Genomic DNA, 22,787 nt, shown 5'->3' on the forward strand with positions numbered 1-22,787 from the left:
GCTCATCATCGACCCCGAGAAAACTTTCCATCGAGAGGAAACTGTGAAAACAGAAATCAGTTGCGGGCCCGCATTCGCGATAGCGGAGATCAGTGTCCCCGCCGGCGGATCAGTCCGCGTCGAAGCCGGAGCAATGGCGATGATGCGGGGCGACCTCGCCATCACCACGTCGACCCGAGGCGGCTTCATGAAAGGTCTCCGCCGCTCCCTGGGTGGGTCGAGCTTCTTCGTCAACGACTTCAGTAGTGATCGCGGTGGTGTCGTAGGCGTCGCCGGCGCACTGCCTGGCGACATAGTCGAAACCACCATCGACGAAGGGACACCACTGCTCGTCCAGTCCGGCTGCTGGCTCGCATCCGATGCGACCGTCGACGTCGACTCCAAATGGGGCGGTAGCAAAGGATTCTTCAGCGGAGCCGGGCTTGTTCTGCTGCGGTGCAGCGGAAGGGGTGAGATCCTGCTCTCCAGCTACGGCGCCATCCGGCCGGTGACACTCACCGCGGAAGAGACCATGACACTCGATTCCGGTCACGTCGTCGCGTTCGACGAGTCCGTCCAATACCGCATCCGCAAGGCCGGCGGCTGGAAGTCGATGATCCTCGGCGGCGAAGGCATCGTCACCGAATTCACGGGACCAGGCCGAGTCTGGATGCAGACCCGCAGCGCAACAGACCTGGTCGATTGGCTTCGCACCCGGATGCCATCGAGCAGCAGTAGCAGCACTAGTAGTAGCAGCAACTGAGCGCGACCGAGCCAGAAACACCACATCGGCCGACCCGAGCAAACTCGGGTCGGCCGAAACCAACACTTACAGTGCTGCGGCGACCTTCCACGCAGTATGAATTGCACCCTCGATGTAATCGACCTCGACGGCGTCACCCACAACGTGGACATCGGAAACCACACCCACCAGTGCGTCGGCGAGCGGCGCCTGCGCCGAGACACCCGATGCGACGACAACCATGTCAGCCGGCGCCGTCAGTGTCTTGTCACCGACACGGAACTCGACGTGCTCCTTGGTGATTCGCTGCACGGTCGCGTTGCGGTGGATGGTCACACCCACCTCTTTTGCGTGCCGAACAGCAGTCCAGCGACGCGGCATAGCCATCGGCACACCCAACTGCTGACCTTCCTCGACCAACGTCACGTTACGGCCACGCTCAGCCAGGAACTCCGAAAGTTCCAGTCCGACAAGAGAACCACCGATGACCACGACGTTCTTGCCCATCGGCAGGAACTTGCGAGTCACGGTGCGGATTGCGGCGGGGCTCTTGGTGATGCCGGAGAGCTTGCCCAGTTTGGCCATGATCCGAAGGAAAGGCGGCACCTGCGACGTGTCACCGGCACCGGTCATCAAGGCGCGCAACGTGTCACCGGTGTGCACGTGCGGCAAGTCGCCACCCGGAACACTGGGCCGATCACGAACTGCGCCGGTGGCCACCACAACCACGTCCGCATCCAGCGCCTTGATCGAAGCGACGGTGGCCTCGGTGTTCAACCGGATGTCAACACCCAAACGCTCGACCTCGACCTTCAGCCACTTCAGCAGACGCCCATTGTCCGGCGTCGTAAGGCTGGAGAACCAGAGTGTGCCGCCGAGGCGATCGGACTTGTCCAGCACCGTAACTCGGTGTCCGCGCTCGCTGGCCACGCGAGCAACCTCGAGTCCGCCGGGACCCGCGCCGACAACAACAACGTGCTTCGGAGTAGCGGTGCGCACGAGCGGAAGCATTGTTTCGTTGCCCAAGACGGGGTTCACCGCACACAGCGGAGTCTCGTCCCAGAAGTTTTCCTGAACGCACACATAACAATTGATGCAGGGACGGACGCGCTCCGGCGTTCCGGCCTTGAGCTTGTTCACCAAGTCCGGATCAGCGAGCAACTGGCGCCCCATCGCCGCAAAGTCCGTGCGCCCTTCCGCGATCATCTTCTCGCCGACCTCGGGGAGCATACGTCCGACGGTGATCACGGGGATCGATATCGCCTGCTTGATTCGCGTCGCATTGTCGGTGTAGTAGCCGACCTTGTCGGGCAAGGGGCCGTCGGTGAAGTTGGCAAAAGCATTCAGTGCGGTACCGGTGACGTGGATGGCGTCAGCGCCGGCCTCCTCGAACATCTTTGCGGCCGCAACAGCCTCGTCGACGGTCAGCCCGTCGGTTTCGCCATACTCTTGACCGGCCAGACGCACGATGACGGCAAGCGAATCGCCGACCTCCTCCTTGACCGCGCGAACAACTTCACAAGACAAGCGAGCCCGATTCTCCATGGAACCGCCGTACTCGTCGCTGCGCTGATTCGTGTACCGACTCAGGAACGCCCCGAGGACGTAGTTGTGGGCACAGTGAATCTCGACTGCGTCGCCGCCCGCGGCCTTCACCCGTCCGGCAGCCTCGGCGAACATGCGGACCAGCCAATCGAGATCTTCCTTGGTGGCCTCGTGGTAGGTCGCCTTCTTGCCCTCGTTGATGGCACCCATCTTGCCCAGTTCTTCGGGCGTGCAATCAGCCATCGCACTCATGTCACTCGGCGGCTTCGGCATGGACGGCACCAGCTGCGGTCGGCCGTCGAGGGTGTCGATGCGCGCCACCTTGCCGTGGTGCGTCATCTGTACACACAGCTTGCTGCCAGTGGCGTGAACGGCGTCGGCCAACGCCTTGATTCCGGGGATGAACCGGTCTTCCGAGAGCCCCGGCTCCTTGCGGCTGGTGCAGCCCATCGGGTACGCAACAGCGCAGCAACCGGTGATGATCAGGCCCGTTCCGCCGGCTGCACGCGCCACGAAGTGGTCGATGTCGCCCTGCTCGATTTCACCGTCGTGGCAGAGGTTCATGTCCATTGCGGGCAGAACAACGCGGTTGGGGACGCTGATGGGACCAATGGTCCCGGGGGCGAGCAGGTGCGGGAAGGTCTGGTTGCGGATCACGAGTAGACGCTAAATCTCATTACAACGTCGCATTGCGCAATTCCCGATCAACGGGATTTCACCGGGCGTGATCCTCGAGACAATCCCTAATTACCTCCAGTGCATATTCCAGATCCGCGGCGTCGACTCTGCCGTATCCGATCACCAGGCCGCCCGGCGTCGTGTGAGTACGGGCAGACTCCTCGACGGTGGGTACCTCCACTCCCTGCCGAAGTGCCTCGGAAGCGACAGCCTCGGCCACACTCGCGTCCAGCATGAGCGTCGTGTGCATGCCGGCGCCCAGGCCGCGCAATTCTCCGAACCTGGACAAAGCATTTTCGACGGACCGATCTCGCTCCCGGTATCGACGACGCGCAGTGCGGACGGCCCGATCCCACTCGCCGTCCCTCAGTAGCGAGAGCAGTGCCCGCTGCAGCGGAACCGAAGGGAAGTCGCCGATACTTTCACGATGCGCCGTGATTCTCTCGACCAGTTCTGCCGGAGCAACCAACCAGCCCAGTCGAATTCCAGATCCGAGAGTCTTGGCGACAGTCCCGAGGTACACCACCCGATCGGGAGCAAGCTGCGCCAGTGCGGGCAAAGGCGCTACATCGTAACGGAATTCGAACTACCCGAACATATCTCACTACTCACCTGAGCGAGTGGCGACGCGGTAGCGTGCGAGAGCCGTTCACACGACCGTCTCGGTGCGGAACGATCATGGCCGGAGTTCGCGGCACCGCTGCACCGGAATCCGCTGCTCCGCCGCGGGTCTCGAGAAATGGACGAACCAGGTCGAGAGGTAGCGGGAACACGATAGTGGAACTGTTCTCGTTACCGATCTCGTGCAGCGTCTGCAGATAACGCAACTGCAGGGTGGTCGGATTACGACTGATCACCTCGGCCGCGTCGGCAAGCTTCGTCGACGCCTGGAATTCGGCTTCGGCGTTGATGATCTTGGCTCGCCGTTCACGTTCGGCCTCTGCTTGTCTTGCGATGGCGCGCTGCATATTTGCCGGAATCTCGACGTCCTTGATCTCCACCGTGGTGACCTTGACACCCCAGGGTTCGGTCTGCTGATCGATCACCTTCTGCAGGTCTTCGTTGAGTCGTTCGCGTTCGGAGAGAAGGTCATCGAGCTCGGCCTTACCCAGGATGGAGCGCAACGTCGTCTGCGCGATCTGCGACGTAGCGGCGAGGAAATCTTCGACCTCGACGATCGCACGGTCCGCGTCGACTACCCGAAAGTAGGTGACGGCCGTGACCTTGGCCGGCACGTTGTCGCGGGTGATCACTTCCTGGACAGGGATTTTCAGCGTCACAGTCCGCAGGCTTACCCGCTCCATCCGGTCGACACCCGGAATCAGCACCACCAGACCCGGCCCCTTCGATGTGATCAACCGGCCGAGGCGGAACACCACAGCGCGCTCGTATTCTCGCAAGACACGAACCGACATGCCCACCAGCACCACGACGAACAAGACGATGATGGACAAGACAACAAGAATGGTGGTCATAACGGCAACTCCCACGGTTCACGACGGCGTACCGACAACGTCAAGCCACGGATCCGCTCAACTACGACGGATTCGCCCGTAGTCGGCGCGGGGTCTTTCTCGTACCCGAACTCCATTTGGGCCCTCCACAATTCACCAGCCATCTCGACCTGCCCCTGCGAGCCGGACCAGCTACGAACCGTCGCATCAGACCCGATCAGGGATTGCGCCCCGGTACGCACGGGCGCACGCCGAGCCGTCAGCACTTTCCGGCTCGCCACCCCCGCCACACCCAAGCCGGCCGCCGCGGCCCCCGCCGTCACCGGGATCGCGATCAGCTGACCGGTATCGCCGGACGTGAAAAGCAACCAGACGCCCGCCGCGGAGATGAGCGCCCCCAAGCCGCCGAGCACCCCCGCAGTCGGGGCATGTGCCTCGACCACGATCAACAAGACACCCAACAGCAGGGCCATAACGCCCAACGTCGTCATCACTCGTCTCCCACGATCACGAGGGCACGGTCGCTTCGCGTAGCCATCTCGCGGTCGGGCCCTCGAGTTCCACGGTAATCACGTTTGTCGCGGTCTGCCACCAACTGACGGAAGTTCTCCGCGGGCCCCGAATTGACCGATTGCCCACCGGTGACTGTCATCTATCTGATCGGAAAAACTGCATATTAGTTGCATTTGGCGCAAATACTGCTACCTTCACGGCTAACTCTCGGCACTCGAATTCGGCAAAAGGATTTTACTCGATGCTCTCTACCTACGCGGCCGTGTCGAATAAGTTTTCGCACTACAAGAGCATGGTCACCCTCGCCGCGACATCGAACCCCAGCGCCAAAAGCCCAACCGTCGAGCCATCGCCGCGCTCAGTCCGCAATCATGGCACCGACTACATGAACACCTTCAACACCATTGAACTCGGCGATAACCGGGAACCGTACGGAGTCGCCGTTTCTCCGGACGGCAAGCGTGTTTATGTGACAACTCTCTTCCGCGGCACCGTCGAAGTGATCGACACGGCCACCAACTCCGTGGTGACATCCGTTCGCGTCGGCGGAATCGCGACAGGCGTGTCGGTGACACCCGACGGAAAATACGTGTACATCGGCGAAGGCCACGGCCACATTTACGCGATGAACACCTCCACGTTTACCCTGACCACCGTCCTCGCATCGTCGAACTACCCCGGCAAAGACGTTGCCGTCACGCCGGATGGTCGATACCTCTACGCCCTCGACAACGTGTTCAACGAGATTCTGGTGATCAGAACCGACACCCGTGCGATCGCAGCCACCATCACGCTCGACGAGGCACCGCAGAGCATCACCATCGCGCGCAGCAGCGGACTCGCCTACGTCGGGACCGATACCGCTTCGAAAGCCCCTTCCGGTTCAGTTACCTTGATCGACACCGCAATTCACATGATCGTCGATACCATCCCGCTCGCCGACGGAGTGAAGTCCATGTTCCTCGCGTCCGACGAGAATCATGTCTACGCCGTCACCGATACCGCCGCCGTCGCATTCGACACGGCGACCCACACATTGGTGAACTCGACGCCGTTGAGAAAATCCCCGGAGGGCGTTGCCATCACGCCCGACGGTCGCTACGCGTACATCGCGAACTCATCGGGCAGTCCGGCGGCGGTCCTGACGCGCGTCCACTTGTCGGAGTCGCTGCAAACGAGCACGCTGGAACGAAGGGGAGTGCAACCTTCGATCGGAGCGCAGAAATGAGCACCGCGATCAGCGAGATCGCACCGGACATCTACCGACTGTCGATCTTCGTCGAGGAAGCAAATCTGGTGATGACCAGTTTCTCGTCGATGGCGAGGAACCACTCCTCTTCCATGAGGGACAGCGGGCGTTGTTCCCGTCTGTCTCCGATGCGATCTCGCGCCTGATCAGTCTCGACAAGCTGAAGTGGATAACGTTCGGACACGTCGACGCCGTCGAGTGTGGGTCTATGAACTCGTGGCTGGCGGTCGACGGGTCCGACACATCGACACGTCCCGCACGGTTGGGACGCGGGTTTGATGTTCGAGGAGACGACGCCGACGTTGTTCTGTGGTGACCTGTTCACGGCATTCGGTCATCATCCTGCGTTGACGGAGGAAGGAGATCATCACTCCCGCACTCGACGCCGAGGATCTGGCACATGCCACCTGCCTGACGCCGGCACTCGGTCCCACTATCCGCGCATTGGCCTAGGTCGAACCGAAGATTCTCGCGTCGATGCACGCACCGGCCTTCTCCGGGAACTGCACAGACACGCTGCGCGAACTAGCCAACGCCTATGACACACGCTTCGTGGCCCAAACCGAAAGTTATCGCAGTTGAGCCGACAGCGGCAGTTCGGCAACCTGTCCGAGCCCACCACTAAGGTTGACCTCGAGAGGTTGAGCAGCGTCGTCTCTGCCCTCGAAAGGTTGGAGGCTCGATGCCCGAAAGCACATTCGATCTCGAAATCACTACTGCGTGGACTGCGTTCGGCAAGCGCTTGTCTGCCTACATTACGGCGATGGTCGACAACGACTCTCTGGTAATCGAATCGCAGTACGACTCCATGGACGGCCTCGCCGACGCACCCGCCTGTATTCGGTTCTTCGCCTGGAACAAGACGAAAGTTCGCGCTGAGGTGCCGGCCAACCTGCTCCTGCATCCACTGCGGACGCTCGATCCCAAGGATCACGAAAAGCTGGTCGCGCTGGGTTTCCACCGCCCCGACCAGTGTGAGCACGAGGATTCCGGCAACGGTTCGATGTCGTTCTACATCGACTCCGATCGCAGCAAGCCCGAGGTGCTGGTATCCAAAGCGCTTCGGATTCTCGACGAAGTGTGGAGCATCGCTCACCCGAGTTTTCTCCTCGCGCGAAGCAGCGGCCGAGAAGATATCCCTGCATTCACCGTGGGCCCACAGAGGATCGACGCGGGAAATTCGTTGAGCATTCTGGTCGACGCTGCACTCGAACAACTCCTCGGGCACACACCCGAGCGTGACGACGACGGCGATATCCCGCTTGTAGGAGGTGAGCAGGTTACGTACGTCCGCGTTCTCGGCGACGACGGCTACGTCGAGGTCTTCTCACGCGTGGTTCATTCCATTGCCGACCTCGATCAGGCGGCTGTTGTTCTGGCGCAATTGAATCGCCAATGGCCCACGCTCAAGCTGATCCTGGTGGAGCAGAGCGTTCTCGGTGTTGTCCGAGTCGACGGCGCACCCTTCGTATCCGAGCATCTTCTGCGGGCCCTGCGCTCCCTCTCGGATCTGTCCGAAGTTTCAGACCAGCTCGCCGCAGAATTGGGCGGGCAACCGATTCGTGTCGAGGACAACACCGACCCGAGCCTCTCCGATTTCGAAGATGCCGCCAGCGATTTCGATGCACACGAATGCCATGAGTTTCCACCGGCACTCATGTCCATCCTCGAACTCGGCGCCGACGTCACGGGCTCTCTCACCCCGGACGAAGTCGCAAAAATCTGCGGACACGACCGCGACACCATCCTCGAATACCTGCGCATCAGCCAGGAGCAGGAAGCGTCGTGGCACCAGGCCCTGACCGATGCAATCGGCCGCGGAGGCGACGACGTAGAGCTGTGCACCGGCGAAAAATTCGCCTGGACCCAGACGATCCAACACCTACGTCGTGCACTCCGCACTGTTGTGCTTCCGGAAAACGACGGCAGTGCAAAGCAACTGGGCCTTTTCGACGAACCGATCTAGAGCGGGACTCAGCCAGGCAGCGGAATAACGATGCCCGGAAGAATCTCGATCGAACGGGGCCGCTGCGGAGCCTGCGGGATCTGCGGAATCTGTACCGGAGGTAGTCCGGGAATCGCGATCGTGTTGGTGGGATCCGCATTATTGGTCCCGCCGCCCCCGCCGCCCCCGCCGTTGGACGAGGTGACACCCGAGTTGGACGGGACACCGGCCTGTCCACCGATCGGGTCGGGCCACGGGAAGGTCTCGACGTCCGAGCCCTTCAAGGCACCGTCCATCGTGCTCTTCCAGATATCGGCCGGCAGCCCGGATCCGTAAATCAAACCACCGTAGGAGTTGGTGATGGACTGTGCGTCCGAGGTGCCGATCCATACTGCGGTGGACAGCGACGGCGTGTAGCCGACCATCCAGGCGTCCTTGTTCTCGCCGGTGTCACCGAGCTGAGCGGTGCCGGTCTTGGCTGCGACGGGACGGCTACCGGCCAGCGCGTGACCGTTGGAGTACGACGCGATCGGCAGCATCGCCTGCGTGACATTTTCTGCGACTGCTGCGTCCAGTCGACGCTCACCGGGGGAGTCCGGGCGGTCGAGGAGGACCTCACCGTCGGCTGTCACCACTTTCTGGATGAAGTGCGGCTGCTGGTAGACCCCCGAGTTGGCGAGAGTCGCGTACGCGGACGCCATGTCGATGACGCGGGACTGATACTGCCCGAGCACGATTCCGTTTTCCGGCGGGTCACCGGCTTGCGTGAGCGTCGGGTAGTCGAGGCCGGGGATGCGCTCCGGGATTCCGGAGAGATGTGCAGCGTCGGCGATCTTCTGCGGACCGTCCTCCATCGAGAGCATCAGCCGGTAGAAGCTGGTGTTCAAGGAACGCTTCAGGGCTTCGGCGATGGTGCAGGTGCCGCACGATTCTCCGCCGACGTTTCCGATGGTGACACCGTTAATGGTCAAGGGTGAGCTGTCGAAACGGGCGGAAAGCGGGATGTCTTCCTTCAAGGCCGCGACGAGTCCGAAGACCTTGAACGCCGAACCCGTCTGGAGTGGCGCCTGCGCGTAATCGAAACCAGCGCCGTCCTCGCCGCCGTAGTAGGCGGACACTCCACCGGTCCGTGGGTCGATGGACACGGCTGCGGTACGAAGTTCCTCCGGCTCGCCGTTCATGTTCTTACTCACGGCATTGAGCGCAGCCTGTTGAGCCTGCGGGTCGATGGTGGTGGTGATCTGCAGACCCGCTGTGTTCAGCGTCTCATCGCTGATCCCGGCGTCGGAGAGCTCCTTGAGGACCTGCGTCTTGACGTGTCCCTCGGGTCCGGGGGCCTGATTCAGATCTGTAGGACGGTGAGCCGACGCGACGACGGGGAACGTCATCGCCTCACGATCTGCTTTGGTGAGCGTCCCCAGATCGACCATGCCGCCCAGCACGTAGTTCCATCGCGCTTCGAGCGCCGGAAGATTGGTTTCGGGGTCGAGGAATGACGGACTCTGGATCACGGATGCCAGAACTGCGCCTTCACCGACGGTCAGGTCGCTGACGGGCTTGTCGAAGTACGCCGTCGACGCGGCCGCGATGCCGTAAGCCCCGCGACCGAAGTAGATGGTGTTCAGGTATGCCGCGAGGATGTCGTCCTTGGGCCACTCGCGTGCCATCTTGGCGGAAATAACCAGCTCACGAAGCTTTCGGTCGATGCTTCGTTCATCACCGACCAACACGTTCTTCACGTACTGCTGGGTGATGGTGGATCCGCCGCCGGCGCTTTCCTTGCCCATGATGTTGTCTCGGGCCGCGCGTGCGAATCCCGAAACCGAGAAGCCGGGGTTGGTGTAGAAATTGCGATCCTCGGCAGAAAGAACTGCGTCACGAACATGAATCGGGATGGCTGACAACGCAACCTCGGTGCGGTTGCCCTCCGGGGGCACCACCTTGCCGAGCACCGTGGTGCCGTCGGCCATGTAAATGGTGGACACCTGGTTGGTCTGCATGTCGGACGGCCGCGGAACCTCGGTGCGAGAGTAAGCAACAGCAAAAACCGACGCCGGCACGATGACCATCAGGAGTACGAGTACGTAAATCGTCCGCCGAACGAACCGCCACTTGGAACGCTTCTTCTTGGCCGGAGTGGCCGCATTGCGGGGGCGACGCGAAGACGACTCGCCGCCACCTGCCGCGTTCGATCTGTTCGATGGACTCACTCACACACTCCCGGTCGTGGACCTGACCTACGGCACCATTTCACCAGGGCGTTGTCTCGATCAGATAACTCCCCGCAACTCCGATACCGAAACGTCACACTACCGGCTTCATACGCCCGACGCTCCGCGCGGCCGGGCCGTCTACTGCCCACGCTCCGCACGGACGCGCGAACTATTGCCCACGCTCTGCTCGGACGGCTTTCCGATAGCCGCGGAACGCGGATCCGAGAGCAATCACGCAACCCAGCAGCACTAGCGACTGCATGACTCCGGAATCGCCTGTGGCGATGGCGACTACCGCACCGATCAATGCCATGAGTGTGAAAACAGAAATGAAGCCGGCGATCAGCTCCATACGCTGGGACTTGGAAGCCCGCATCACGACTTGACGCCGCCGGCAGTCAGACCTGCGATGATGCGGCGCTGGAAGATCAGCACCATGATGACGAGCGGGACCATCACGAGCGTGCCACCAGCCATGATCGAGGTGTACGGCGTGACAAACGGGTCGGTTCCGGAGAACTTGGCCATCGCCACGGTGACGGGCGCGGTTTTGTCACTCGAGAGTTGGAGCGAGAGCAGGTACTCGTTGACCGTCGCGATGAACGCCAGGATCGCCGTCGTGAACAGTGCCGGCGCCGCGAGCGGGAGCATGATCAGCCGGAAGGCCTGGCCACGGGTAGCGCCGTCGATGCGTGCGGCTTCTTCGAGTTCCCAGGGAAGTTCGGAGAAGAACGACGTCAGCGTGTAGACCGTCAGCGGCAGAACAAAGGAAATGTTCGGGATGATCAGCGCTTTGTAGGTGCCGATCCAGCCGATGTCGGTGAACAATTGGAACAGCGGCGTCACGAGTGCGACGACGGGAAACATCGATGCACCGAGGATGATTCCGGTGACGAAGTATTTGCCACGGAACTGGAAACGCGAGAGTGCGTACGCCGTGAAAACACCGATGACCAAGGCGATCAGGGTGGTTGCGCCGGCGATGACGAGGCTGTTCATCAGTGCCCGCGTGAAGTTCACTTTGGCGTCGGGATCAAGCGCTGCCGTGAAGTTCGACCACGTGAAGTTGTTGGGCCAGAGTGACGTCGAGAAGGTTTCCGACGGGTCGCGAAAAGCTGTCACGATCATCCAGTAGCAGGGCGCAAGTCCCCACACGATGATCAGTACGACGCCGATGTAGGTGCCGATCTTGCCACGCAGTGACTTGTTCATACCGGCTCCCCCTTTCGCTGCTTTTCCTGCGTGCTGACCGCGTTGGCACCGAGGAATCGGACCAGAATGAAGGCCACAGCGAAGATGATGAGGAATGTGATGGTCGAGAGTGCCGACGCGGAATTGGCGCCGACGCGCATCTGATCGACCACCAGAACCGAGATGGTGGACGTTGCGGGGTTGGAGCCCATCATGATGGCGGGCAGATCGTACATACGCAGTGCGTCCATGACGCGGAAGAGCACGGCCACCATCAGCGCGGGTTTGACCAGCGGCAGAGTGATCATGCGGAAGCGCTGCCACGCCGTGGCACCGTCCACCTTGGCCGCTTCATAGACGTCGGCGGGAATCATCTGTAAGCCGGCGAGGATGAGCAGGGCCATGAACGGCGCTGTCTTCCAGACGTCGGCGACGACGATCGCGAATCGCGCCGGCCAGGGGTCGGCCGTCCACAGGATGTTGGTGCCGAGAATCTTGTTGGCGATGCCGTCGTTGGCGAAGATGAAGAACCATAATTTCGCGGTGACTGCGGTGGGGATGGCCCACGGAATCAGGACGGATGCGCGCAGCAGACCGCGCCCACGGAACGTCTTGGCCATGATCAACGCCATCGAGAGACCGATAACCGTCTCGAGAAGGACAGTGACGACGGTGAATCCGAACGTATTGCCGATCGACTGCCAGAACTGCGAGCCGAGCGTGCCGGGCGGGCACGGAATGGAACCCGCGGCCGTGTTGCAGGACTCGGTGATCCAGTTCTTGTAGTTGTCGAACCACGTGAACGAACCGCTGACGAACATCCCCGTCTCGGGATCGAGCTTCTTGGCGTCACTGTGCATCGACATCCAGATCGCGCGCCCGAGCGGGTACACGATGATGATCGCGAGCACGATCAACGACGGAGCGACAAACGCCCACACGGGAATCTTGCGACGCTTCTTCGGCTTGTCTGTCGAATTACCCGGTACCGCGGGGGGCGGCTTCCCCGGCATGGCGGGCGGACCCGGCGGCGGCGTGTCGACAAGGTCAGGCAGAACCTCGGTCAGGGCCGACCCCGGCGCCTGTGGCTCCAGGGTTTTTTCCAGAGTCGGAGTTTTTTCCAGAGAAAAATCCGGTGCGCGATGCCTCCCACCAACGCCCGAACGGTCGGAGCCGGTTGACCCGGCCCCGACCGGGGGGTTGGCAGGCACAGCCGCGGAAGGATCCTGCGGTTCTGCCATTGCCTATTGCTCCTGGTAGATCAGTTACCGGCGGTTTCGATGCCGGCCTTGGTGTCCGCCAAAGCCTGCTCGACGGTCTTCTCGCCGCGGATAGCAGCGTAGGTGTTGTCGGAGATCGACTTGGACACCTGCGTGTAGTACGGCGTGACGGGACGCGGCTGAGCCGTGGCCAGTGCTTCCTTCAGTGTCGCGAAGTACGGGAACTCTGCGAGCACTGCCGGGTCGTCGTAAACAGCCGCGAGGACGGGCGCGCCGCCGACCGCGGTGAAGTACGTCTGCGACTTCTTGGTCTGCATGAACTCCAGGAAGTCACGCGCCGTCAGCGGTGCATCCGAGTACGCGCTGATGCCGACGTTGTAACCGCCGACGGTCGAAGCACCCGGTCCGTCGACACCTGGCAGAACTGCGTAGCCGTACTTGCCGGCGACGGAGGTCTTTTCACCGTCCACCGAGAAGCCTGACCAGCTGCGCATGAAGAGTGCCTTGCCGTCGCCGAAGGAGTTCTGCGACTCACCCTCCGAGTAGGTCAGGGCCGACTGCGGGATGGTCTTGTCGGCAAACGAATCGACGATGAACTGCACGCCGGCCTGCGTCTTGTCGTCGATGGCCGGGGTGATTCCGTCCGGTCCGACCCACGGTCCACCGTATGCGTTGGTGATCTCGGTGGTGTTGACCGTCAGGCCCTCGTAGTTCTTGAACTGGCCGATGTAGCAGTCGATACCAGCTTCGACGGCCTTCGGGCAGTTTTCCTTGAGCTCGGCCAGCGTGGTCGGAGCCTTCTCGACGAGGTCCTTGCGGTAGTACAGGAACGCGGCGTTGGTGTTCTTGGGCGCAGCGTAGAGCTTGCCGTTGTAGGTACCCGAGGCGACGGTCGACGGCAGGAGGCCGGACTCGTCGATCTTCAGGTCACCTTCGAGCGGCTTCAGCCAACCGTTTGCAGCGAACTGCGCGGTGTTGACAACGTCGACGCCGATGAGGTCGTACTCGGCACTCTTGGCCTGCATACGCTGCGTGATGTCGTCGACCTGCGCGTTGGCTTCCTTGGCCAGCGGCTTCAGGGTGACCTTCTCGTCCGGATGCTCGGCATTCCAGTCGGTGATGATGTTTTCGAGCGCCTCGTTCAGGGCATCCTGACCTTCGACGATCGTGATCGGGCCGCGGCCTTCGCTCGAGGTCGACCCTCCTGCGGCAGCTGTGGTGGTGCTGGTGTCGCCGCTTCCGTTGTCGGACGAGCAGCCTGCCAGTACCAGCATCGACACTGCCGCCGCTGCAATTGCAGCTCGGCGCATCGCCTTCGAGTTCAGAACCATGGATTCGCTCCCCGTTGTATACGACAAATAGACGGTCACCGAGAGTCGGCTCACGGCATGCGCCATAAGTACCGGCTCCCGGCGTCGGCCCTTACTGTGGCACGAGACACCCCTACTTGTGGGTATTACGACCAACCTGAATCGTTCATGTGTCGTATGAGAGGTTCCTCGACCCGGGTTGTCCGGATTGTCTAGCCGAGCCTGTTCGGATTGCCTAACCCAGGCGTCGACCGTCACTGGCTGCGAAGATATGCACCTTTTCGGGATCGACACGCAGATTTACTCGATCGCCCTTCTCGGGCGGATTGCGCCAGTCACCACGCGAAACGATCTGCTGCGACACGCCCCCGATGGTGGTGCGGCCGTAGACGTAGGCGTCGGAACCGAGCTCTTCGACGACGTCAACTTCCATCGGCAGGCCGTCGGCAGCGACATCGAGGTGTTCGGGGCGAATTCCGAGTACTACCTCGGTCTCGGGTGTCCCGTTCAATGTTTCACGGGAAACCGGCACAATTACGTCACCGAACGCCACACCACCGTCGACAAGCGGGAGGGTGAACAGGTTCATTGCGGGTGAACCCATGAAACCGGCGACAAACACGTTTTTCGGCCTGTTGTACAGCTCGCGCGGCGACGCACACTGCTGCAGGATTCCCTTTTCGAGGACGGCGACGCGGTCACCCATGGTCATGGCTTCGACCTGGTCGTGAGTCACGTAGACCATCGTGGTTTCGAGACGTCGCTGCAACTGAGCGATCTGCGTACGCGTCTGGACGCGCAGTTTTGCGTCGAGGTTGGACAGCGGCTCATCCATCAGGAAGACCTGCGGCTGACGAACAATCGCGCGGCCCATGGCAACTCGCTGACGCTGACCACCGGAAAGTGCCTTCGGCTTGCGATCCAAGTACGGCTCGAGATCGAGCATCTTCGCGACTTCTTCGACGCGAGCGCGGATCTCCGCCTTGTTCGTGCCCGCCAACTTGAGCGCAAATCCCATGTTCTCGGCCACCGACATGTGCGGGTAGAGCGCGTAGTTCTGGAACACCATCGCGATGTCACGTTCTTTGGGTTCCTGGCCCGTCACGTCGCGGTCACCGATGAGGATGCGCCCGCTGTGGACGTCCTCGAGACCGGCGAGCATGCGCAGCGTCGTCGACTTTCCACAGCCCGACGGGCCGACGAGAACGAGGAATTCGCCGTTCTCGATCTCGAGGTCCAAATTGTCCACCGCAGGGGTGTTCGAGCCGGGGAACAGGCAAGTTGTGCCCTCGAATGTCACTGAAGCCATGACTGTTAAATCCCTTCTACCGGCAGGAACGTGCCGGACGATCCGAGTTGAGGGTGGGTACGTGCCCCAGCAGCATAAGCTGCCGTGTCGGTCTGCGGGCGTACTCTGCAGCGGTGAGTTCGGAGAAGATGTTGACCCGCATCGGTGCACTGCTACGCCAAGCGGAATCCACCGACAATCCACATGAGGGTGAAGCCTTCATGGCAGCCGCGCAGCGGTTGGCCACCAGTTCCGCCATCGATTTGGCTGTTGCTCGCGCGCACACCGCGTCGTCGGAGAAACGTGCGACGCCCACTCAACGGCTCATCACCATCGGCGAACCCGGCAAGCGCGGACTGCGCACCTACGCGCAGTTGTTCATCTCCATTGCCGCCGCCAATGACGTGCAGTGCGATATCGCGCAAACCGGCGCGGTGATCTTCGCGTACGGATTTGCCGGCGATATCGACGTGTGCGAGGCCCTGTACTCGAGCCTTCTGTTCCAAATGGTGCGCGATTCCGACGCCTATATTCGCTCGGGCGAGTATCGAGGCGAGACGACGATCCGGACTGTCGTCGAAACTCGCGGGCGTCGTCGCGTCAGCTCGCAGGTTCGTAAACCGGTGGCGGGAGTGACAGCTCGCCTCAACTTCCAGATGGCGTATGCGTCGCGGATCGGTGCACGATTGACGGAAACCAAGCAGGAAACGGAGAAGAAAGTAGTCGCCGAGTCATCTTCGGACACTGCTTTGGTGTTACGTAACAAGGAAATTGAACTCAAAGACTACTACTCCTCCAACTCCAAAGCCCGGGGAACCTGGAAGGGCGGCGGACGCGCCGACGCCGGGCATTCGTCGCATGCACGTAAGGCCGGAGATCGCGCCGCGATGGCCGCTCGACTGGGAAATCTGCCCGAAATCGGCGGCGTGCGGGAGCAGCTGGGCTCGTGAGAGATTCCCAGCGCAGTTCCGTCTACGACGCAGAAACTTTGGTGCGCAGCATGTTCGATCGTGCCGATGAACGCAACCTTCGAACTGTGGAAATTCTCGGATCCTCCGTCACCTTGCCGGTGGAACGCAAATTCGGATCCGTGGAATCGGTTCAGGCGTATTGCGATCAGGCCCTCAGGCTGAATTGGGTAGCTGAAACCTGGACCCGCGCAAGTATTTCGGTCGCCGTGCGCTCCCGCGCCGGCAACACTGCTGCCCACTACTCGAACGAGGTTATCGCCGTACCGATTGATCGTGACGGCCGGTGGGCGATGCGGGAACTTGTTGTCCTGCACGAGCTTGCGCATCATCTCGGCGATGATGATGCGCCTGCCCATGGAGCATCCTTCGTCGACCGCTATCTGACTTTGGTCGGCGAGATCATCGGACCCGAGGCGGCATTCGTGCTGCGGGCCATGTACCTGGCCGGCGGCGTCAAGACCGGCTGACCATGTCAGCCCTCGGCGAATCTCCTGGCGACCTGGCCGGACGCCTGGAATACTCGGCACATGGACACGCCGCACAAGTTGGCCCTGGTCAAGGATACCTCTGAGCATTCCGGCACCGCGGCGCCTGCACAGAAGGCCCCGCTGATTCGAGAAGCTTACGGACGCGTACTGCGTGAGGTCAGGCGTGATCAGGATCGAACCTTAGGCGATGTTGCTGCCGAAGTCGGAATGTCGAAGCAATACTTGTCCGAGGTCGAACGAGGCAAGAAGGAACCGTCCTCGGAGATCTTGCGCTCTATCTGTAATGCACTCGGAATGCCGTTGGAACACTTGCTCTTCCGCTCGGGAAACAAGATCGTGGCACTCAATTCCATCTCGTTCGGACACACGCCGCGGCCGATATCCGGGCCCGTCCTGATGGCGGCCTGAGTCAATTCCCTTCAATAAGCACGTCGGCCAAGCCGTAAGCGATCGCGTCGCGTGCCGTGAAGATCCGGTCTCGGTCAGTATCCTTCCGGAGTCGCTCGACGCTCTGACCGGTGTGCTTGCTCAAGATCGTTTCGGTTTGCTCGCGGATTCTCATAATTTCAGCTGCCTGAAGCGCCAGGTCCGAGATAGTGCCACTGCCTTGCGTCGACGGTTGGTGCAGCAGCACCCTCGAATGGGCGAGAACATGGCGGTGCCCCGGCGTGCCGGCGGCGAGCAGTACCGCAGCAGCCGACGAAGCCTGCCCCATGCAGTAGCTGGCGATCGTGGGCTTCATGAACTGCATAGTGTCGTAAATTGCCAGCATCGCAGTGGTAGAACCACCCGGAGAGTTTATGTACAACCCGATTTCGCGATCCGGGTTGTCTGCCTGCAGATGCAGCAGCTGAGCCATCACAACGTTCGCGACGCCGTCGTCGATCTCCGTGCCGAGAAAGACGATACGTTCGTTGAGCAACCGGCTGAAGATGTCGAAAGACCGCTCGCCCGTGGGTGTTCGTTCGATAACGCTGGGAATCGTATACTGGGACATGATGTTCACAGTCCGATCTTGGGGAACATTGCCTGCGGCGCGATTTCGGCGAACGTAGTCACGACGCGATCGACAATTCCGTACTCACGTGCTTGCTCGGCGGTGAACCACCGATCACGATCACTGTCGGTCTCGATCTCTTCTACGGTCCGCCCGGTTTCAGCGGCAAGAATCTCCTGGGATTGACGCTTCATCATCTCGAGACTCTCGGCCTGAATCGCGATGTCTACCGCCGTACCGCCGATCCCCGCAGAGGGCTGGTGCATCATGATTCTGCTATGCGCCAAGCTTATTCGTTTGCCTTTTGTACCGGAACAGAGAAGTACCTGACCCATACTGGCGGCGAATCCCATTGCGACCGTCACCACGTCGTTGGGAACGAGCTTCATGGTGTCGTAGATGGCAAGGCCCGCGAATACCGAACCGCCGGGCGAATTGATGTAGAGGACGATGTCACGCTTGGGGTCGGTGGTGGCAAGAAGCACCAGTTCGGAACACACGCGTTCGGCCATGTCGTCGTTCACTTCGCCGGTAAGCAAGATGGTGCGTTGGCGGAAGAGCCTATCTGTCAACAGGTCACGGTAACCAGTATCGGTGGGTGCTGAAGTAGTCATGCGGTCATTCCTACCGGCGGTGTGCGGCTCGGCTCCTGATTGTCTGCTGTGGGCAGACCCCCGTTCCGAGCGAACGTACCTTTCGTTCGATCTGAGGCGATCGACGTACCGTTCGCTCGAAAAATGGGGGGCGCCAGACACCGGCATAGATGGCCCAAACCGGCAGGAACGTAGCGGCCAACGGGCATCTCCGGCCATGATGGGTAGAGATAACCATTTCCTCTCGGCAGGAGCGTGGCATGACTCGTCCGGTACGCATCGGTGTTCAACTCCAACCTCAGCACGCGCCCAATTACGGGCTGATCCGCGACGCCGTCCTGCGATCGGAGGACGCGGGCGTCGATATCATCTTCAACTGGGACCACTTCTACCCCCTGACGGGAGATCCGGATGGCGCACATTTCGAGTGCTGGACCATGCTCGGGGCCTGGGCGGAGCAGACGTCGAACGTAGAGATCGGCGCCCTGGTGACTGGCGGCGGCTACCGCAATCCTGATCTGCTGGCCGATATGGCACGCACCGTGGACCACCTGAGCGGCGGACGCCTGATCCTCGGCATCGGAGCCGGATGGTTCGAGAAGGATTACGACCAATTCGGTTACGACTTCGGCACTCCCGGCTCGCGTCTGAAACTTCTCGGCGAATATCTACCGCGGATCACAAAGCGTCTGGCCAAGGGCAATCCGTCGCCGACGCGCAATATCCCGGTTCTGATCGGTGGTGGCGGAGAGAAGAAGACACTGCGTCTGGTGGCCGAATACGCCGACGTCTGGCACAGCTTCGGGGACCGTGAGACGCACCTGCGCAAGTCCGGGATCCTGACCGACCATTGCGCTGCCGTCGGGCGCAATCCAATGGACGTGGAGCATTCTGCGCCGTGGCCAGGGCTGGAGAATGCGGCAGACCTCGTTTCCGACGGCGTCACGTTGTTCACCGTCAGTGCGAGCGGACCCGACTACGACCTCACGACGCTCGTCGAGGCCATCGGATGGCGAGATGACAACACGGCCCCCTCACTGAGCGGGCTGGCCTGACTGCATTTCACGAAAACCGGAACCTCAACCCTGCAACTCCGTAGTGTCCTGATTGCGAAGCGCCGTTCACTTGGTCGCCTCGCCAGCACATCTACGGGAGGCACCAATTGACGCGCTCGAAGTTGGTCCGGAACTACCGAATCTCGATTCTCGGTATCTGCGTCGCCCTACCCCTCTCACTCTCTGCCATGCCGGCGGCAGCAGACATTCCTAGCCCCTCGGTGACAATTCGCGTCGACGCTACGAAGCCGGGTCGTGTCATTCCGCAAGACTTCCTCGGGCTGTCTTTCGAAGCCAACCTCATGCATCAGGCGTGGATCGATCCTGCGGCCGGGAACGTCGATACTCTGCTCGAGAACCTCGGCACCGGCAATATGCGCTTCAGCGCAAATCAGGTGGACAACACCGCATGGATGCCGGATCCCGATGCACCGGTCCCGGCCTGGGCCAAAGACGGTCAACACGTCACTCCCGACGACCTGTCTCGGGTCGGCAAACTAGCCGATGCTACCGGGTGGAGCGTCGACCTCGGCGTGAATTTCGCACACTTCGATCCGGCTGCCGCCGGGGACCAGGCCCGCGAAGCCCAGGATCGAATCGGTAACTCTCTCCGATCAATTCAGATCGGAAACGAGCCCAACTTCTATCTCATCGCGCCCATCAGCAACGCCGGAGATCGCCGTCCCTTACTTCCGGCGACCTACGTGCCGGATGCTCGGGCCTACCGCGACGCGATCCGCGCCGCCGCTCCGGGAGTGCCGATCGAAGGACCCAATACTGCCGGTGCCGGAATCGGCAACCAACTGATTGATCCGGTGATCGCCGCAGCCGTGGTGAATCCGTGGCTGGACACCTACATTTCCGCATTCGGTTCGGAGAGCAAGTACCTCAATCAGCACTACTACCCGTACGTGAACACCGCGAGGGTCGGATTCACTTCGGCCAGTTCCGATCTCATCGGCGGACTCCCCAGTGTCGACAAACTGATGTCGCGCGAAAACTCCGTGAAGCAAACAACGTTGATTCGAGACTTCGTCGCCAAGGCCGAACATGCCGGGCTCGAACCGAAACTGGCCGAAACAAACTCGGTGGCAAAAGAAGGGAAGGAAGGAGTCACCAACTCCTTCGGCGCGGCATTGTGGACAGTCGATTATCTGATGACCGCAGCGCGTGAGGGTGTCACCGGTGTAAACCTGCACAATCAACCCGACGATTGTGAAAGCTACTCACTCATCTGCTTTGCCGACGACAATACCCGCCAATCCGGTCAGGCTCAGGCCAACCCGAACTACTACGGCCTGCTCATGCTCAGCCGGCTTGTCGGTGGCCAGATCTTGCCCACCACAGTCGAATCCGGCGCAGCAAATGTTTCGGCATATGCGGTCCGCATGCCCGACGGTACCGTCAAGGTGATCGTCAACAGTATGGATCGGGTATTCACCGGTGATGTCAACGTCGAAATCGTTGGTGAAGACGGTACTTCCGCGTCCGTCGAACGATTGACCGCAGTTTCGCCCGACGCCGTCGACGGTGCCACGTTCGCCAATTCCACGGTCGCGAAAAACGGCACCTTCACACCGAGTTCGAACGAAAACGTACTCGGCACCGACGGACGGTACCGAGTACGTATCGATGCTCCCAGTGCAGTGTTACTGACGGTCAATTAAGCGCGAGCAAGGATCCCTGCGAAATCTGTTCCCACCGGTAGGGTTCCGTACTCGTGGCCACGATCGGCACCCAATCGTCCGGCAATGAATGCATCGGAAGACGCAGCCGGCGAATAACGCACCATCAGCGAAGCCTGCAGCGCCAAGGCCATAGCTTCGACGACGCTACGCGCGCGGAACTGCGCGTCGGCGGGTGCCATCGTGGCGAGTTCGCCGAGTTGACGACGCACCCGGTCGAGGTGCTGATCGAGGACGGTGTTGTTGCCGCGAGCCAGATTGACTTCGTGGTCGAAGGCTGCGACGGAATCAGATTCACGGGTCATGGCGCGCAAGACGTCGAGAGCGATGACGTTGCCGGAGCCCTCCCAGACCGCCATGACGGGCTGCTCGCGGTAGCGGCGAGCCAGTGGGAAGTCTTCGGTGTATCCGTTGCCACCGAGGCATTCGAGGGCCTCGTAGGAGTGGTGCGGTCCACGCTTGCAGACCCAGTACTTCGCAACGGCGGTTGCGAGACGACGGAACGCCTTTTCCCGGTCGTCGGCGTCGTTGTCCTGAGCGCGCGCCAACCGAAGACCGGTGATGGTGGCGGCTTCGGACTCGAGTGACAGGTCTGCCAGGACGGACGTCATGGCCGGCTGATCGGCCAGTACGGCGCCGAATGCGCTGCGGTGGCGGGCATGCCACACGGCCTCGGCGACGGACTGGCGCATGCCGGCGGCGCTGCCGAGGATGCAGTCGAGTCGAGTTTGCGACACCATTTCGATGATGGTCCGCACGCCCCGGCCGGGTTCACCGATCATGATGCCGACTGTGCCGTCGAGCTCGATCTCGGAGGACGCGTTGGACTTGTTGCCCAGCTTGTTCTTGAGGCGCTGGATGCGGAAGACGTTGCGGGTGCCGTCGGCCAGGATGCGGGGAAGAAGGAAGCAGGAAAGTCCTTCGCCGGCAGCACCTTCAGCCTGGGCCAGCACGAGGAAGGCGTCGGACATCGGTGCAGAGCAGAACCACTTGTGGCCGGTGAGCAGATAATCGGCACCCGGGCCACCACGGCCGGCAGGCTTGGCGATGGTGGTATTGGCCCGCACGTCGGAGCCGCCCTGCTTCTCCGTCATGGACATACCGAAGATCGCGGATGCCTTTCCGGGAGCATCCAACTCGGGAGTGTAGCTACGAGAGAGGGCGCGGGGCTTCCAGATGACAGCCACGTCGGGCTGCAGCTCCAGCGAAGGAATGACCGCGTGTGTCATCGAGATGGGGCACGAGTGACCCGGCTCGACCTGCGCGAACATCATGAAGGCCGCTGCGCGAGCAACATTGGCGCCCGGCTTCGGGTTTTCCCAGGCCGAGGTGTGCGCGCCGTGAGCTACCGCCGCCGAGATGATGCGGTGGTAAGACGGGTGGTATTCCACCTCGTCGATGCGGTTGCCCCAGCGGTCGAACGTGTGAAGCTCGGGGATGACGGTGTTGGCCAGCTCGGCGTCGTGCTGGAATCCTGCACTGCCGACCAGTTCGCCGATATCGGTGAGTTCGTCTGCAGCCCAGCCGGCATCGTGACGGACCACGCCTTCGGCGAGCACCGGATCGAGGAGGTACTCGTTTACGTCGGTACGGGGTACGGACTGATTGAGCACAGCATGCGTGCGATGCGGAGCCGGATGGGTGACGGTCTTCTCGGAAATTTCAGTCATG

22 protein-coding genes and 1 pseudogene are annotated in these 22,787 nt (G+C 61.4%); 9 read left to right on the plus strand and 14 right to left on the minus strand.

From position 1 onward, the window contains the following. Positions 1-43: 43 nt before the first annotated feature. On the plus strand, positions 44-742 hold the full coding sequence (locus QM600_RS11835; RefSeq protein WP_283261651.1) for a TIGR00266 family protein: 699 nt from the start codon (positions 44-46) through the stop codon (positions 740-742). Positions 743-808: 66 nt separating this feature from the next. Here QM600_RS11835 and QM600_RS11840 read toward each other — a convergent pair whose 3' ends face one another. The 5 genes from QM600_RS11840 to QM600_RS11860 are packed head-to-tail and all read right to left on the minus strand — an operon-like array spanning position 809 to position 5,050. Then, entirely contained in the window at positions 809-2,923 is a 2,115-nt protein-coding gene (locus tag QM600_RS11840; protein ID WP_283261652.1) for an oxidoreductase, read from the minus strand. Positions 2,924-2,981: 58 nt separating this feature from the next. After that, complete coding sequence (locus QM600_RS11845; protein ID WP_283261653.1) at positions 2,982-3,503, minus strand: aminotransferase class I/II-fold pyridoxal phosphate-dependent enzyme; 522 nt, start codon at positions 3,501-3,503, stop codon at positions 2,982-2,984. Positions 3,504-3,552: 49 nt separating this feature from the next. Next, entirely contained in the window at positions 3,553-4,419 is an 867-nt protein-coding gene (locus QM600_RS11850; RefSeq protein WP_283261654.1) for a slipin family protein, read from the minus strand. Continuing rightward, on the minus strand, positions 4,416-4,889 hold the full coding sequence (locus QM600_RS11855) for an NfeD family protein (protein WP_283261655.1): 474 nt from the start codon (positions 4,887-4,889) through the stop codon (positions 4,416-4,418). Before QM600_RS11855 ends, QM600_RS11850 begins: the two co-directional genes overlap by 4 nt. Next, a complete protein-coding gene (locus QM600_RS11860; protein WP_283261656.1) occupies positions 4,889-5,050 on the minus strand; it encodes a hypothetical protein in 162 nt (53 codons plus the stop codon). The genes QM600_RS11855 and QM600_RS11860 overlap by 1 nt, the downstream gene beginning before the upstream one ends. Before the next feature lie 102 nt (positions 5,051-5,152). On the opposite strand from QM600_RS11860, the gene QM600_RS11865 reads away from it, so the two are divergent. From QM600_RS11865 to QM600_RS11875, 3 genes and pseudogenes are all read left to right on the plus strand, one after another. Next, positions 5,153-6,139 carry a YncE family protein gene (locus tag QM600_RS11865; RefSeq protein WP_283261657.1) on the plus strand — a complete coding sequence of 329 codons (987 nt, stop codon included), beginning with the start codon at positions 5,153-5,155 and terminating at the stop codon, positions 6,137-6,139. Next, positions 6,136-6,742: pseudogene (locus QM600_RS29880) on the plus strand (MBL fold metallo-hydrolase). Before QM600_RS11865 ends, QM600_RS29880 begins: the two are co-directional and overlap by 4 nt. Positions 6,743-6,842: 100 nt before the next feature. Further along, a complete protein-coding gene (locus QM600_RS11875; protein WP_283261659.1) occupies positions 6,843-8,126 on the plus strand; it encodes a T3SS (YopN, CesT) and YbjN peptide-binding chaperone 1 in 1,284 nt (427 codons plus the stop codon). Between the two features lie 8 nt (positions 8,127-8,134). On the opposite strand, the gene QM600_RS11880 is transcribed toward QM600_RS11875, so the two are convergent. The 6 genes from QM600_RS11880 to QM600_RS11905 form a co-directional block, all read right to left on the minus strand. After that, positions 8,135-10,315 carry a transglycosylase domain-containing protein gene (locus QM600_RS11880; protein WP_283261660.1) on the minus strand — a complete coding sequence of 727 codons (2,181 nt, stop codon included), beginning with the start codon at positions 10,313-10,315 and terminating at the stop codon, positions 8,135-8,137. Between the two features lie 172 nt (positions 10,316-10,487). After that, positions 10,488-10,670 carry a hypothetical protein gene (locus QM600_RS11885; protein ID WP_283261661.1) on the minus strand — a complete coding sequence of 61 codons (183 nt, stop codon included), beginning with the start codon at positions 10,668-10,670 and terminating at the stop codon, positions 10,488-10,490. Between the two features lie 23 nt (positions 10,671-10,693). Next, the gene (locus tag QM600_RS11890; RefSeq protein WP_283261662.1) at positions 10,694-11,530 is read right to left on the minus strand and encodes a carbohydrate ABC transporter permease; all 837 of its coding nucleotides are present in this window, start codon (positions 11,528-11,530) and stop codon (positions 10,694-10,696) included. Further along, on the minus strand, positions 11,527-12,750 hold the full coding sequence (locus QM600_RS11895) for a carbohydrate ABC transporter permease (protein WP_502942949.1): 1,224 nt from the start codon (positions 12,748-12,750) through the stop codon (positions 11,527-11,529). The genes QM600_RS11890 and QM600_RS11895 overlap by 4 nt, the downstream gene beginning before the upstream one ends. Before the next feature lie 20 nt (positions 12,751-12,770). Next, entirely contained in the window at positions 12,771-14,060 is a 1,290-nt protein-coding gene (locus tag QM600_RS11900; protein ID WP_283261663.1) for an ABC transporter substrate-binding protein, read from the minus strand. Positions 14,061-14,274: 214 nt separating this feature from the next. Beyond that, positions 14,275-15,348, minus strand: a complete 1,074-nt coding sequence (locus QM600_RS11905) for an ABC transporter ATP-binding protein (protein WP_283261664.1) — start codon at positions 15,346-15,348, stop codon at positions 14,275-14,277. Positions 15,349-15,461: 113 nt separating this feature from the next. Here QM600_RS11905 and QM600_RS11910 point away from each other — a divergent pair, with 113 nt between their 5' ends. From QM600_RS11910 to QM600_RS11920, 3 genes are read left to right on the plus strand one after another with little or no spacing between them, the layout of a single operon-like run. Further along, positions 15,462-16,277 (plus strand): DUF2786 domain-containing protein, encoded by an 816-nt coding sequence (locus QM600_RS11910; RefSeq protein WP_283261665.1) that lies wholly within the window; start codon positions 15,462-15,464, stop codon positions 16,275-16,277. Then, on the plus strand, positions 16,274-16,765 hold the full coding sequence (locus QM600_RS11915; RefSeq protein WP_283261666.1) for a TIGR04338 family metallohydrolase: 492 nt from the start codon (positions 16,274-16,276) through the stop codon (positions 16,763-16,765). The genes QM600_RS11910 and QM600_RS11915 overlap by 4 nt, the downstream gene beginning before the upstream one ends. A gap of 60 nt (positions 16,766-16,825) precedes the next feature. Continuing rightward, positions 16,826-17,194, plus strand: coding sequence for a helix-turn-helix domain-containing protein (locus tag QM600_RS11920; RefSeq protein WP_283261667.1), 369 nt, complete (start codon positions 16,826-16,828; stop codon positions 17,192-17,194). A gap of 1 nt (position 17,195) precedes the next feature. Here the strand turns inward: QM600_RS11920 and QM600_RS11925 are convergent, their stop codons facing one another. Together QM600_RS11925 and QM600_RS11930 are read right to left on the minus strand one after the other, a co-directional pair. Then, positions 17,196-17,783, minus strand: coding sequence for an ATP-dependent Clp protease proteolytic subunit (locus tag QM600_RS11925; protein WP_094274664.1), 588 nt, complete (start codon positions 17,781-17,783; stop codon positions 17,196-17,198). A gap of 5 nt (positions 17,784-17,788) precedes the next feature. Continuing rightward, positions 17,789-18,397 (minus strand): ClpP family protease, encoded by a 609-nt coding sequence (locus QM600_RS11930; RefSeq protein ID WP_283261668.1) that lies wholly within the window; start codon positions 18,395-18,397, stop codon positions 17,789-17,791. A 239-nt stretch (positions 18,398-18,636) separates the two neighbouring features. Here QM600_RS11930 and QM600_RS11935 point away from each other — a divergent pair, with 239 nt between their 5' ends. After that, entirely contained in the window at positions 18,637-19,431 is a 795-nt protein-coding gene (locus tag QM600_RS11935) for an LLM class F420-dependent oxidoreductase (protein ID WP_283261669.1), read from the plus strand. A gap of 107 nt (positions 19,432-19,538) precedes the next feature. Beyond that, positions 19,539-21,098, plus strand: coding sequence for a glycosyl hydrolase family 79 C-terminal domain-containing protein (locus tag QM600_RS11940; protein WP_283261670.1), 1,560 nt, complete (start codon positions 19,539-19,541; stop codon positions 21,096-21,098). Here the strand turns inward: QM600_RS11940 and QM600_RS11945 are convergent. Continuing rightward, complete coding sequence (locus QM600_RS11945; RefSeq protein WP_283261671.1) at positions 21,095-22,786, minus strand: acyl-CoA dehydrogenase family protein; 1,692 nt, start codon at positions 22,784-22,786, stop codon at positions 21,095-21,097. The two genes, QM600_RS11940 and QM600_RS11945, sit on opposite strands and share 4 nt — an antisense overlap. Position 22,787: the final 1 nt, after the last annotated feature.

Source organism: Rhodococcus sp. IEGM 1379 (assembly GCF_030056815.1).
In the GTDB taxonomy this organism is placed as follows: domain Bacteria; phylum Actinomycetota; class Actinomycetes; order Mycobacteriales; family Mycobacteriaceae; genus Rhodococcus_F.

Bases quoted from the DNA above. Each gene is read 5' to 3' on its own strand.
- QM600_RS11925 (WP_094274664.1), bottom strand. From the start codon at position 17,783: ATGTCCCAGTATACGATTCCCAGCGTTATCGAACGAACACCCACGGGC.
- QM600_RS11900 (WP_283261663.1), bottom strand. From the start codon at position 14,060: ATGGTTCTGAACTCGAAGGCGATGCGCCGAGCTGCAATTGCAGCGGCG.
- QM600_RS11865 (WP_283261657.1), top strand. From the start codon at position 5,153: ATGCTCTCTACCTACGCGGCCGTGTCGAATAAGTTTTCGCACTACAAG.
- QM600_RS11890 (WP_283261662.1), bottom strand. From the start codon at position 11,530: ATGAACAAGTCACTGCGTGGCAAGATCGGCACCTACATCGGCGTCGTA.
- QM600_RS11850 (WP_283261654.1), bottom strand. From the start codon at position 4,419: ATGACCACCATTCTTGTTGTCTTGTCCATCATCGTCTTGTTCGTCGTG.
- QM600_RS11945 (WP_283261671.1), bottom strand. From the start codon at position 22,786: ATGACTGAAATTTCCGAGAAGACCGTCACCCATCCGGCTCCGCATCGC.
- QM600_RS11930 (WP_283261668.1), bottom strand. From the start codon at position 18,397: ATGACTACTTCAGCACCCACCGATACTGGTTACCGTGACCTGTTGACA.
- QM600_RS11935 (WP_283261669.1), top strand. From the start codon at position 18,637: ATGACTCGTCCGGTACGCATCGGTGTTCAACTCCAACCTCAGCACGCG.
- QM600_RS11855 (WP_283261655.1), bottom strand. From the start codon at position 4,889: ATGACGACGTTGGGCGTTATGGCCCTGCTGTTGGGTGTCTTGTTGATC.
- QM600_RS11895 (WP_502942949.1), bottom strand. From the start codon at position 12,750: ATGGCAGAACCGCAGGATCCTTCCGCGGCTGTGCCTGCCAACCCCCCG.
- QM600_RS11885 (WP_283261661.1), bottom strand. From the start codon at position 10,670: ATGGAGCTGATCGCCGGCTTCATTTCTGTTTTCACACTCATGGCATTG.
- QM600_RS11875 (WP_283261659.1), top strand. From the start codon at position 6,843: ATGCCCGAAAGCACATTCGATCTCGAAATCACTACTGCGTGGACTGCG.
- QM600_RS11920 (WP_283261667.1), top strand. From the start codon at position 16,826: ATGGACACGCCGCACAAGTTGGCCCTGGTCAAGGATACCTCTGAGCAT.
- QM600_RS11860 (WP_283261656.1), bottom strand. From the start codon at position 5,050: ATGACAGTCACCGGTGGGCAATCGGTCAATTCGGGGCCCGCGGAGAAC.
- QM600_RS11905 (WP_283261664.1), bottom strand. From the start codon at position 15,348: ATGGCTTCAGTGACATTCGAGGGCACAACTTGCCTGTTCCCCGGCTCG.